Below are 11,341 nucleotides of genomic sequence, written 5' to 3'. Positions count from 1 at the left end.
ATGGCTCAGGCGGCGTCCGGCCTGTGCATCAGCACCCGGGTCACCCGCCGCTCTTCCACCGTCACCACCTGCAGCGTCCAGTCCTGCCATTGCAGCCGGTCGCCAATCACCGGCAAGCGGTCCAGCAGGCTCATCACCAGCCCGGCCAGGGTCTGGTAGTCCTCGGTGGCTTCGGCGTTGAAGCCGGTGCGCTGGCGAATCTGCGCCAGGTTCAAGGCACCGCTGACCATGAAACCGCCCTGCTCTTCGACAATGTCCGGGCCTTCGATTTCGCTGGCGTCGGGCAGCTCGCCGGCGATGGATTCGAGGATGTCGGTCATGCTCAGCACGCCAACGAAATCGCCGAATTCGTTGATCACGAACGCGATGTGGGTCGAGGCCTTGCGCATCTGTTCCAGGGCGTTGAGGATCGAAAAACTGTCCAACAGGTTGATCGCCGTGCGTGCCAGGTGCTCCAGGTTCGGCTCGTTACCGGCCAGGTATTCCTTGAGCAGTTCCTTCTTGTGCACGAAGCCCAGCGGCTCTTCCACCGCGCCGTCGCGAATCAGCGGCAGGCGCGAGTAGGACGAATGCATCAGCTTGTTGCGGATGGCTTCGGCATCGTCGGCCAGGTCGATGTAGTCGACGTCGGCACGCACCGTCATCAGGCTGCGGATCGGCCGTTCGGCCAGTTGCAGCACGCCGCTGATCATCACCCGCTCGCGGCGGTCGAACAGCTCGGCGCTCGGCGCTTGGCCATTGTCCAGCAGATCGACGATCTCCTCGCCCACCTCCTCCACCGCCAACTGGCGACCGCCCAGCAGGCGCATCACCGCATGGGCCGTGCGCTCACGCATCGGCTGCAGGCCCTGCATGGATTTCTTGCGGCGGGCACGGGCGATCTGGTTGAACAGCTCGATCAGGATCGAGAAGCCGATGGCCGCGTACAGGTAGCCTTTGGGAATGTGGAAACCCAGGCCTTCGGCGGTCAGGGCAAAACCGATCATCATCAAGAAGCCCAGGCACAGCATGATCACCGTCGGATGGGCGTTGACGAAGCGGGTCAGCGGCTTGCTGGCGACAATCATCAAGCCGATGGAAATGATCACCGCGATCATCATCACCGCCAGTTCGTCGACCATGCCCACGGCGGTGATCACCGCGTCCAGGGAGAACACCGCATCGAGCACCACGATCTGCGCCACGATCGGCCAGAACAGCGCGTAAGCGGCGTTGCCGGCGCGCTGGCTGACATGGCCTTCCAGGCGTTCATGCAACTCCATGGTGGCCTTGAACAACAGAAACACACCGCCGAACAGCATGATCAGGTCACGGCCGGAGAAGCTCTTGCCGAACACCTCGAACAGCGGCGCGGTCAGGGTCACCAACCAGGAAATGCTCGCCAGCAGGCCCAGGCGCATGATCAGCGCCAGGGACAGGCCGATGATCCGCGCGCGGTCACGCTGGTGGGGTGGCAACTTGTCCGCGAGGATCGCGATAAACACCAGGTTGTCGATACCCAGCACCAGCTCCAGCACGATCAGGGTCAACAGGCCAAGCCAGGCCGTGGGGTCCATTATCCATTCCATAAAAACGACTCTATCTCTCCAGTGAATTCAGACAGCCGGGCACGGCAAGGCAAGGCCAAAAGGCCTTGGAGCGGCGAACGCAGGCCAGCGCCCAACGGTTGCGACAACCGGCGGCGAGCAGCGAAAAACAATAGGTTCGGGGTAACGGCCGCGCCCTATGACTGGCGAAAGGCACCGCAAGGCGGATCGAGCGGGGAAAGAATGAGGCGTCCAGGAACAGGGACGACTGGGAGGCTCCGAGAGGGTGTTCATGCAAGTCCTGTGAAGAAAAACGGACTTGAATCCTACAACCTCAAGGGAGATTTCCTATCGGGAAATCATTTCAAGATCTTATCGGGCACTGCCTGGAGCAGCGCTATCGCGAACAGGCTTGCTCGCGAAAAAAGCCTGTCGAGTGCATGCGGCTACTCATGAGTGCTAACGGAATCCACTTCTGACCTGCTCGATATACCGCGCCACCGCGGGCGCCTTTTCGAAGCGGCGGTGGATCAGCGACAGCCAGGACGACGCCGCGCTGCCCTGGATCGGCCGGTACAACACATTGGGCAACCCCACGTGCCCGACCACCGACTCCGGCACCACGGCCACGCCCTGACCCAGGGAGACCAGGGCCAGCACCGCCACCAGGCCGCCGGGCTGCGGCCCCAGTTTCGGCGCATAGCCGCCCTCGGCCGCGACCTGCAAAGTGCCGCTGATCTGCTCGGGAAGCACGAAGGTTTCGTTGTGCAGATGGGCCGGGGCGATCTCCGGCAAGCGTCCCAGCCAGGACTCGGCGGGCAGCGCCAGGACAAAACCTTCGGCATCCAGGCGGACCGCCTCGACCCCTTCGGGCAGGGTCATGGGCGAGCGGATGTAGCCGATGTCGAAGCGTCCCTCGGCCACCAGGGCCGGCAACGCCGCCATCGGGCTTTCGCGCACGCTCAGGCTGACGTCCGGGCAGTCCTGGCTGAAGCGCTGCACCTGTTTTTGCAACAGCCCCGAATACACCGCCGAGGCCACGTAGCCCAACTCGATATGGCCGATCTCGCCGCGCCCGGCGCGCTGGGCGTTACGTTGCGCAAACTCGAACTGGCGCACCGTGGCCTCGGCCTCGCGCACCAGGGCGGCGCCAGCCTCGGTCAGGCTGACCTCGCGCTGCTGGCGCACGAACAAACGGGTGCCCAGGGCCTGCTCCATGTCCTGGATCTGCCGGCTCAGGGTCGGCGGCGCGATGCCCAGCTGTTCGGCGGCGCGGGTGAAATTGCGTTGCCGGGCCACCGCCAGGAAATAGCGGAAATGACGGATTTCCATAAGTGCGTTAGCTCAAAGGTAATGAAGTGCTCCAGCGCGCCTAACAGAGTGGGCGAAAGCCCGGGATAAGCTGGCTGGACCTTCACAGTAGAGAGCCCAAGCCATGCACGTCAAACCTCTGTTTCTGGCCCTGATCACTTGCTGCAGCGTGCCCGCGACTTTCGCCGCCGAGAAAAACGCCGACGTTGCCCAGAAGGCAATCCTCAATTTCGCCACCGCCCAGCAACTGCTCAACGCCGCCCAGGAAACCGCCACGGCCAAGGGCTGGCCCTGCGCCGTGGCAATCGTCGACGACGGCGGCTGGCCGATCCTCAGCGCGCGCATGGACGGGGCGCCGGTGGTGGCCGGCATCGAGCTGGCCCAGGGCAAGGCGCGCACTTCGGCATTGTTCAAGCGCCCTTCCGGCGACCTGGAAAACGCCATCAACGGCGGGCGCCAGGCGGCCATCACTTCGGGCCTGCTGATGATGAAAGGCGCGCAGCCGATCCGCGTCGACGGCCAGGTGATCGGCGCCATCGGCATCAGCGCCGACACCCCGGCCCACGACGATGAAATCGCCCAGGCCGCCCTCGCCGCGCTGGATCAACGGGTGCAGCCATGAGGCCAGCCAGCCCGCGCCTGACCCTGCTCACTGCCTCCGGGGTGTGTTCGCTGATCGTGCTCGACACCAACATCGTCGCGGTGACGCTGCCGAGCATCGCCCGCGACCTGGGGGCCAACTTTGCCGATATCGAGTGGGTGGTCAGCGCCTACATGCTGGCCTTCGCCGCCCTGCTGCTGCCGGCGGGCAGCCTGGCCGACCGCTTCGGGCGCAAGCGCACCCTGCTCTGTGGCCTCGGGCTGTTCATCCTCGCCTCGCTCGGCTGTGGCGCCGCGCCCAACGTGCTGTTGCTCGACATCGCCCGGGCGATCAAGGGCGTCGGCGCGGCGCTGCTGCTGACCTCGGCCCTGGCCACCATCGGCCACACCTTCCATGACGAGGTCGAACGGGCCAAGGCCTGGGCGTTCTGGGGGGCCTGCATGGGCGTGGCGATGACCGCCGCGCCGACCGTTGGTGGCCTGATCACCGAGTCCATCGGCTGGCGCTGGATTTTCTACCTCAACCTGCCGGTGGGCGGGCTGCTGGTGCTGATGGTGTGGCGCGCGATACCGGAGTCCCGCGATACCCAGGCCGCGCGCCTCGATCCCTGGGGCAGCCTGGCCTTCAGCGCCAGCCTGCTGTGCCTGATCTGGGGCCTGATCGAAGCCAATCGCATCGGCTGGAGCCACCCGCTGACCTACACCCGGCTGTTGGCCGGCGTGGCGCTGCTCGGATTGTTCGTGCTGATCGAACGGGTGCAGCGCCGGCCCATGGTCGACCTGCAGCTGTTCCGCCATCCGCGCTTTATCGGTGCCCTGCTGGGGATGTTCGCCTACGCCGGCTGCGCCCAGGTGATGATGACCCTGCTGCCCTTCTACCTGCAGAACGGCCTGGGCTTCTCGGCCATCGCCTCGGGGCTGGGCATGCTGCCATTTGCCCTGACCATGCTGATCTGTCCGCGCATCGGCGTGCGCCTGGCGACGCGTTATGCCCCGGCGACCCTGATGGCCGCCGGCCTGACCCTGGTCGGCTGCGGCAACCTGCTCGCGGCCTGGGCCGTGCAGGCTGGCGGCTACCTGAGCTTTGCCCTGGCCATCGCGGTGACCGGCGCCGGTGCCGGCCTGCTCAATGGCGACACGCAGAAAAACATCATGGCCTGTGTGCCCCGCGACCGCGCCGGCATGGCCTCGGGCCTGAGCACCACCATGCGCTTCAGCGCCATCATGCTGGCCATCGGCGTGTTCGGCGCCCTGCTCGGTAGCCATACCCAGCAACGCCTGCACGTCAGCCTGGGCAAGAGCGCCACGCCATGGCTCGACCAGGCCCAGGCCATCGCCTCACGGGTGGTGGCCGGCGACATGCCCGCGGCCCTGGCACTGCTGCCCGACTCCGCGAAAGGGCTGGTCGAACCCCTGGCCCGCCAGGCCTTCGTCGACGGCTTCGGCGTGGTGCTCTGGGTCGCCGGGCTCCTGGCGCTGCTCGCGGCGGTAACGGTCGGTACGTTGATGCGCAATCCCATCCCGCAGCCGCGGCCGTTGACGCTGAGCGTGGAGTGAAATCAGGTGGGACTCGTCATATGGCCACTGAAATCGTTCGGTGGCCATGACCAGGCCCCATAACCATCGTCCGCCTGCAAATGCATCGCCTGAGTCGCGGGCGGGCGCGCAAACTTCAAGTACGCCCCTGGCAGGTGTTGCTGCTCGACCAGTTGAACAGCAGCGGGCGCACGCGCCAGTACCGACAGGAAATGGCCTGGTAATAGCCGATGCAAGGGTGCAAGCGAGGGGACGCTCTCGAGTGAAAGGACGGGGCACCCGAGTAAACGCATCCGTCCGTCGGCTGGTAATGCTCAATTCGCGCAGCGGATCGCAAAAAACCAGCAGCGCAGCCAGCAAAAAAATACGCCGCTGCTAGGATTCTTGGCGGACCTCCCCCCTAATAATAAGGAGTAACACATGAGAGTCGTCCCCCTTGCCCTGGCTTGCGCCCTCACCCTCGGACTCGCCGGTTGCAACTCCATTGCCGGCAAGACCAATACCCTGAGCGATGAACAGATCAAATCCCAGACCAGCGGCGCCCTGGGTTATGCGCCCTCGGACGTCAGCATCGTCAGCCGTCGCACCGAAGGCACCAACACCTACGTGGCCTTGAAAACCAACGACAACAAGGAGTTCAACTGCATCATCAACGGCGGCAACCTGCTCACACTGGGCATGACCAACCCGCCTTCCTGCGCCAGGAAAGGCGAAGCCATCCGTTCCGCTCCTTTCGGCGGCTGAAACGCTGATCCGGGGGCAGTCGTCGACCGGCTCATGGCCGGACTGCCCTCACCCCCATCACACCCCATCGATATGCCGGTACTGCGCATCCAGTTGCTGCGCCAGCTCGCGAGCGCGGCCGAGGCGGATCGGCCCGCGTTCGATATCGATCAACAGGGTCGGGCAACCGAGGTGCGCCAAGGGCGGCAGGGTCTTGAGCCGGCCGTCGGTGAGCAACAGTACCCGCTGCTGTTCGGCCGGATAGCGCTTCTGCCGCGAAACCAGCCATTGCCCCGCCTCGGCCAAGGCCGCCAGCAACGGTGTGCCGCCGCCCGCGCCCAGCCCGTCGAGCCAGTCGCGCAAATCCTTCGAGGCCTTCAGCCCCTGCACCTGCCAGTTCGGCGCGCGGCCGCTGGCGGTCAGCAAGGCCAGGCGTGCGCGCTGTCGGTAGGCATCGTCGAACAGCTGGGCCAGCAGGCCCTTGGCATCGCTCAGCGCCTGATGGCGGCGGGTCGAGGCCGATGCATCGACGATTACCAGCCACAGTTCATGGGGCGAACGGCCGCGCAGGTGCCACAACAGGTCGTCGCGCTGGCGGGGCCGGCCGTTGAGCAAGGTGCCTGGCCAGTTGATCGAACCCTGGACGGCCGCCCGCGCGCGGCCTTGCCTGCCCTGGTCCAACCGCCCGGCGCGGGGTTTGGCATTCGTCCCCGCGTCGGACCGGGGGCGAATGCCTAGGGCTTTTTTGGCCAGCTCGGCACTTCACGGCGAGCGCCGGTGGCCAGCGCCTGGGCCGGCAGCTCGCCCCATTGACCCTGGCCTTCGGCGGGGCTGGATTGGGCCGGGGCTGGTGCTTGAGGCGGCTGCGGCTGATGGGCCGCGCTCGGCGGGTTGTCACGACGGCGGTGGCGCAGGGCGAATTCGGCCACCGCATCTATGTCCTGCTCCTCGATGGCCCGGGCACCGCGCCAGGCCGCATGGGCGCGGGCGGCACGCAGCCAGACCAGGTCCGCGCGCAGGCCGTCGACGCCCGCGGCGAAACAGCGTTCGGTGATCCGCTCCAGCGCCTGATCGTCCAGGGCAATCTCCGCCAGCAACCCCCGCGCCTGCTGGCAGCGCTGGCGCAGGGCCTCCTGCTCGGCAGCCCACTGCTGGCAGAAGCCCTGGGGATCACTGTCGAAATCCAGCCGCCGGCGAATGATCTGGCCCCGTTCAATGGGCAGCGTCTGGCCGCTCAGGGCGACATTCAGGCCAAAGCGGTCCAGCAGTTGTGGACGCAGTTCGCCCTCTTCCGGGTTCATGGTGCCGATCAGCACGAACCTGGCCGAATGCCGGTGGGAAATACCGTCGCGCTCGATCAGGTTGGTGCCGCTGGCGGCCACGTCCAGCAGCAGGTCCACCAGATGGTCCGGCAGCAGGTTCACCTCGTCGACATAGAGCACCCCGCCATCGGCCTTGGCCAGCACCCCCGGGGAAAACTGCGCCCGGCCTTCGCCCAGGGCCGCGTCCAGGTCCAGGGTGCCGACCAGGCGTTCCTCGGTCGCGCCCAGGGGCAAGGTGACGAACTGCCCGCTCGCCAGCAGGTCCGCCAGGCCGCGGGCCAGGGTCGACTTGGCCATGCCCCGCGGCCCCTCGATCAACACCCCGCCGATTTTCGGGTCGATGGCCGTCAGGCACAGCGCCAGTTTCAGGTCATCGGCGCCGACCACGGCGGACAGCGGGAAATGTGGGGTATCGCTCATGTCGGTTCTCGGTTGGGTCGGGTGTCGTTGGCCAGATCGTTATCGCGAGCAAGCTCGCTCCTACAGGTAATCACGCTTCTGTAGGAGCGAGGCTTGCCCGCGATCGAGGACGCAGTCCTCGGGCACGTCAGCCATCTTCTTCTATATCCAGCAGCAGGTTTTCCAGGGCGTCGCGGTACTCGCCGGGCTCCTGCCACATCCCGCGCTGCTGGGCCTCCAGCAGGCGCTCGGTCATATCGCGCAACGCATGGGGGTTGTGCTGCTGGATGAATTCGCGGGTCGCCGGGTCCAGCAGATAGGCGTCGGCCAGCAAGGCGTACTGGTGATCGTCGATCAGCTGGGTGGTGGCGTCGAAGGCGAACAGATTATCCAGGGTGGCGGCCATTTCAAAGGCGCCCTTGTAGCCGTGGCGCTTCACCCCTGCGATCCATTTCGGGTTGGCCGCGCGGGAGCGGATCACCCGGTTCAGCTCTTCCTTGAGGCTACGGATTTTCGGCAGGTCCGGCTGGCTGTGGTCACCGTGGTAGCTGGCGGCCTTAGCGCCACTGAGGCTTTCCACGGCGGCGAGCATGCCGCCCTGGAACTGGTAGTAGTCGTTGGAATCCAGCAGATCGTGTTCGCGATTGTCCTGGTTCTGCAGCACCGCCTGCACCTGGCTCAGGCGCTGGGCGAACTGGCCACGGGCCGCGGTGCCTTCATCGGCGCCGCCATAGGCGTAGCCGCCCCAGTTCAGGTAGACCTCGGCCAGGTCCTCGCGGCTCTGCCACAGGCGACCGTCGATAGCCCCCTGCACACCCGCGCCATAGGCCCCGGGCTTGGCGCCGAAGATCCGCCAGCCGGCCTGGCGCTGCGCGGCCTCGGCATCGAGACCAGACTGCAGCAGCGCTTCACGCTCGGCGCGGACCTTGGCCGCCAGCGGGTTGAGGTCGTCCGGCTCGTCCAGCGCGGCCACCGCCTGCACGGCGGCGTCGAACAGGCGGATCAGGTTGGCGAAGGCGTCGCGGAAGAACCCGGACACCCGCAACGTCACGTCCACCCGTGGGCGGTCCAGCAGGCTCAACGGCAGGATCTCGAAGTCATCGACCCGCTGGCTGCCGGTGGCCCACACCGGACGCACGCCCATCAGCGCCATGGCCTGAGCGATATCGTCGCCGCCGGTGCGCATGGTCGCCGTGCCCCACACCGACAGGCCGAGCTGGCGCAGGTGGTCGCCATGGTCCTGCAAGTGCCGTTCGAGGATCAGGTTGGCCGACTGGAAACCGATGCGCCAGGCGGTGGTGGTCGGCAGGTTACGCACGTCCACCGAATAGAAATTGCGCCCGGTGGGCAGCACGTCCAGGCGTCCGCGACTCGGTGCGCCGCTGGGCCCGGCCGGTACGAAACACCCGCCCAGGGCATCCAGCAAGCCGCGCATTTCCGCCGGGCCGCAGGCATCCAGGCGCGGCGCCACCACCTCGCGCAGGCTGTCGATGATCGCCTTGACCTCGCTCCAGGCGGGCTCGTTCAGTTGCTCGACCTCACCGGCCAAGGCCGCTTCTATCAAGCGCCCGGCGAACAGCTCCAGGCGTTCGCGGGCATCGCCGGCGGTGCGCCACAGCTGCTCGCTGATATCCTGCAAGACCTGTGGCCGGCGACCGCTCCAAGGCTCGGCCAAGGCGCAATCCAGTGGATCGAACCCCAGCTCGAAGGCCTTGGCCAGGGCCCGCAACAGGCTCGACTGCGCGCCCCGGCCATCGCCGCGGGGAATGCGCAGCAAGGCCAGCAATGTATCGATGCGCAGGCGGCCCACGGGCGACTCGCCGAACACATGCAGACCGTCGCGGATCTGCGACTCCTTCAGGTCGCACAGGTAGGTATCCAGCCGTGGCAGCCAGAGCGCGGCGTCGGCCTCGCTGTCGAGCGGCCCGTCCAGTTGCAGTTCGCGGTCGAGCCGGGTCACGCGCACCAGCTTGAGAATGTCCTTCTGCAACTCGCGGGCGCGGCGCGGATCGAGCAGTTGCGCTTCGTAGTACTCGTCGGCCAGCAGCTCCAGGTCGCGCAGCGGGCCGTAGGTTTCGGCGCGGGTCAGCGGCGGCATCAGGTGATCGATGATCACCGCCTGGGTCCGGCGCTTGGCCTGGGCGCCCTCGCCCGGGTCGTTGACGATAAACGGATAGATATTCGGCAGCGGCCCCAGCAGCACATCCGGCCAGCAGCTTTCGGACAGGCCGACGCCCTTGCCCGGCAGCCATTCCAGGTTGCCGTGCTTGCCGACATGGATCAGCCCATGGGCGCCGTAGGTCTGGCGCAGCCAGAAGTAGAACGCCAGGTACGCGTGGGGCGGCACCAGGTCCGGGTCGTGATAGACCGCGCTCGGGTCGACCTGATAACCGCGCGCTGGCTGGATGCCGACGAAGGTCAGGCCAAAACGCAGGCCGGCGATCATCAGCCGCCCGCTGCGGAACATCGGGTCGTTTTGTGGCCCGCCCCAGCGTTCGAGCACCGCCAGGCGATTGGCTTCGGGCAGCACGTTAAACATGGCCTGGTACTCGTCCAGCGCCAGGCTTTGCTGGCACGGGCGCAGGTCGAGGCTGTCCAGGTCGTTGCTGACCCCGCCGAGCAATTGCTGGATCAGCGCTGTACCGCTGTCCGGCAACTCGGCCGGCAGTGGGTAACCCTCGGCTTGCAGGGCACGCAGGATATTCAGCGCCGCCGCCGGCGTGTCCAGGCCCACGCCGTTGCCGATGCGGCCGTCGCGGGTCGGGTAGTTGGCAAGAATCAGCGCGATGCGTTTTTCGCCATTGGGCAGCCGGGCCAGATCGACCCAACGCCGCGCCAGTTCGGCGACAAAATCCATGCGCTCGGGGGCCGAGCGGTAGCAGACCACGTCCGACTGGCTGCGCTCGCTGCGCCAGGCCAGGTCCTTGAAGCTGATGGGCCGGCTGATGATGCGCCCGTCCAGTTCCGGCAAGGCAATGTGCATCGCCAGGTCCCGCGGGCCCAGGCCCTGCTCGCTGGCGCGCCAGCCGGGCTCGTTGTCCTGGGCGCAGATGGCCTGGATCACCGGGATATTGCGGCGGAACGGCCGCAGGTGCGGCGCCTCCGGGCTGGACTGGGCAAAACCGGTGGTGTTGAGAATCACCGCCGCCTGCACCTCATCCAGCAGCTCCTCGACCACCGTCAGGCAACCGGGTTCTTTCAGGCTGGCCAGGGCGATCGGCAGCGGGTTCAGGCCGGCCGCCTGCAAGCGCCGGCAGAACTCATCGATAAAGGCGGTGTTGGCCGCCTGCAAATGCGAACGGTACAACAGCAGCGCCGCCACCGGCTGGCCGGCCCGCCAGTCGGCTTGCCAGTCGCTGAGGGCAGCGCTGCTTCTGTTCGGGTGGTAGATCGCCGTGCGCGGCAGGGTCTGCGGCTCGGACCAAGGGTAATCGCGCCCCAGCCAGCCACTGGCCAGGCAGCGGTACAGGTTCAGCGCATTGCCCATGCCGCCCTGGCGCAGGAAGTGCCAGAGGCGCTCGCGGTCGGCGGCGGGCACCGTGCTCAGGTCGCTCAGCTCCGGGTCCGGGCGATCGTCGCCCGGCACCAGGATCAGCTGCACGCCGCGTTGCGCCAGCTGCACCAGTTGCTCGATGCCATAACGCCAATAGGCGATGCCACCGTGCAGGGAAATCAGGATCACCTTGGCGTGGCGCAGCACCTGGTCGACATACAGGTCGACCGAGGCATGGTTCTGCACCTGCATCGGGTTGGCCAGGCGAAAGCTCGGGTAGTCGTCCGGCAGCTGCTGCGCCGCTTCGGCCAGCAGCGCCAGGCTGGAGTCGCCGCTGCACAGGATCACCAGCTCGGCGGGGGTCTGTCCCAGGTCGGCAATGTTGTCATCCGACACGAAACCGCCGGGCTGGGTCCTGAGCAGGTGCATGG

At 66.8% G+C, this 11,341-nt stretch carries 9 protein-coding genes; 4 read left to right on the top strand and 5 right to left on the bottom strand.

What is annotated here, in order from left to right:
* Positions 1-5: 5 nt before the first annotated feature.
* Positions 6-1,568: a TerC family protein gene (locus tag J4D28_RS07175; RefSeq protein ID WP_103331318.1), complete on the bottom strand. Its 1,563-nt coding sequence runs from the start codon at positions 1,566-1,568 to the stop codon at positions 6-8.
* A 417-nt stretch (positions 1,569-1,985) separates the two neighbouring features.
* Positions 1,986-2,858: a LysR family transcriptional regulator gene (locus J4D28_RS07170; RefSeq protein ID WP_009049654.1), complete on the bottom strand. Its 873-nt coding sequence runs from the start codon at positions 2,856-2,858 to the stop codon at positions 1,986-1,988.
* A gap of 103 nt (positions 2,859-2,961) precedes the next feature.
* Between J4D28_RS07170 and J4D28_RS07165 the strand changes: the two genes are divergently transcribed.
* From J4D28_RS07165 to J4D28_RS07155, 4 genes are all read left to right on the top strand, one after another.
* The gene (locus tag J4D28_RS07165) at positions 2,962-3,459 is read left to right on the top strand and encodes a heme-binding protein (RefSeq protein WP_009049655.1); all 498 of its coding nucleotides are present in this window, start codon (positions 2,962-2,964) and stop codon (positions 3,457-3,459) included.
* Positions 3,456-4,994 (top strand): MFS transporter, encoded by a 1,539-nt coding sequence (locus J4D28_RS07160; protein ID WP_053269380.1) that lies wholly within the window; start codon positions 3,456-3,458, stop codon positions 4,992-4,994. The genes J4D28_RS07165 and J4D28_RS07160 overlap by 4 nt, the downstream gene beginning before the upstream one ends.
* Positions 4,995-5,074: 80 nt before the next feature.
* Positions 5,075-5,197 (top strand): hypothetical protein, encoded by a 123-nt coding sequence (locus tag J4D28_RS30405; protein WP_016705350.1) that lies wholly within the window; start codon positions 5,075-5,077, stop codon positions 5,195-5,197.
* 196 nt (positions 5,198-5,393) lie between these two features.
* Entirely contained in the window at positions 5,394-5,717 is a 324-nt protein-coding gene (locus tag J4D28_RS07155) for a hypothetical protein (RefSeq protein WP_009044456.1), read from the top strand.
* A 57-nt stretch (positions 5,718-5,774) separates the two neighbouring features.
* Here the strand turns inward: J4D28_RS07155 and J4D28_RS07150 are convergent, their stop codons facing one another.
* The 3 genes from J4D28_RS07150 to cobN all read right to left on the bottom strand — a co-directional run bounded on the left by J4D28_RS07150 (position 5,775) and on the right by cobN (position 11,339).
* Positions 5,775-6,377, bottom strand: coding sequence for a VWA domain-containing protein (locus tag J4D28_RS07150; protein WP_177411711.1), 603 nt, complete (start codon positions 6,375-6,377; stop codon positions 5,775-5,777).
* 53 nt (positions 6,378-6,430) lie between these two features.
* Positions 6,431-7,438 carry an ATP-binding protein gene (locus tag J4D28_RS07145; RefSeq protein WP_101282777.1) on the bottom strand — a complete coding sequence of 336 codons (1,008 nt, stop codon included), beginning with the start codon at positions 7,436-7,438 and terminating at the stop codon, positions 6,431-6,433.
* Positions 7,439-7,565: 127 nt separating this feature from the next.
* Positions 7,566-11,339 carry a cobaltochelatase subunit CobN gene (gene cobN / locus J4D28_RS07140; RefSeq protein ID WP_103331317.1) on the bottom strand — a complete coding sequence of 1,258 codons (3,774 nt, stop codon included), beginning with the start codon at positions 11,337-11,339 and terminating at the stop codon, positions 7,566-7,568.
* Positions 11,340-11,341 lie beyond the last annotated feature (2 nt).

The sequence above is a fragment of the Pseudomonas sp. GW531-T4 genome, from assembly GCF_017349615.1.
GTDB classification, from domain to species: Bacteria; Pseudomonadota; Gammaproteobacteria; order Pseudomonadales; family Pseudomonadaceae; genus Aquipseudomonas; species Aquipseudomonas chlororaphis_I.
The sequence above is the reverse complement of the archived record's forward strand: the minus strand, read 5'-3'. Positions and strand labels throughout refer to the sequence as shown.

Coding starts and splice junctions, on each gene's coding strand:
- J4D28_RS07175 (WP_103331318.1), bottom strand. CDS start 1,568: ATGGAATGGATAATGGACCCCACGGCCTGGCTTGGCCTGTTGACCCTG.
- J4D28_RS07170 (WP_009049654.1), bottom strand. CDS start 2,858: ATGGAAATCCGTCATTTCCGCTATTTCCTGGCGGTGGCCCGGCAACGC.
- J4D28_RS07165 (WP_009049655.1), top strand. CDS start 2,962: ATGCACGTCAAACCTCTGTTTCTGGCCCTGATCACTTGCTGCAGCGTG.
- J4D28_RS07160 (WP_053269380.1), top strand. CDS start 3,456: ATGAGGCCAGCCAGCCCGCGCCTGACCCTGCTCACTGCCTCCGGGGTG.
- J4D28_RS30405 (WP_016705350.1), top strand. CDS start 5,075: ATGCATCGCCTGAGTCGCGGGCGGGCGCGCAAACTTCAAGTACGCCCC.
- J4D28_RS07155 (WP_009044456.1), top strand. CDS start 5,394: ATGAGAGTCGTCCCCCTTGCCCTGGCTTGCGCCCTCACCCTCGGACTC.
- J4D28_RS07145 (WP_101282777.1), bottom strand. CDS start 7,438: ATGAGCGATACCCCACATTTCCCGCTGTCCGCCGTGGTCGGCGCCGAT.
- cobN (WP_103331317.1), bottom strand. CDS start 11,339: ATGCACCTGCTCAGGACCCAGCCCGGCGGTTTCGTGTCGGATGACAAC.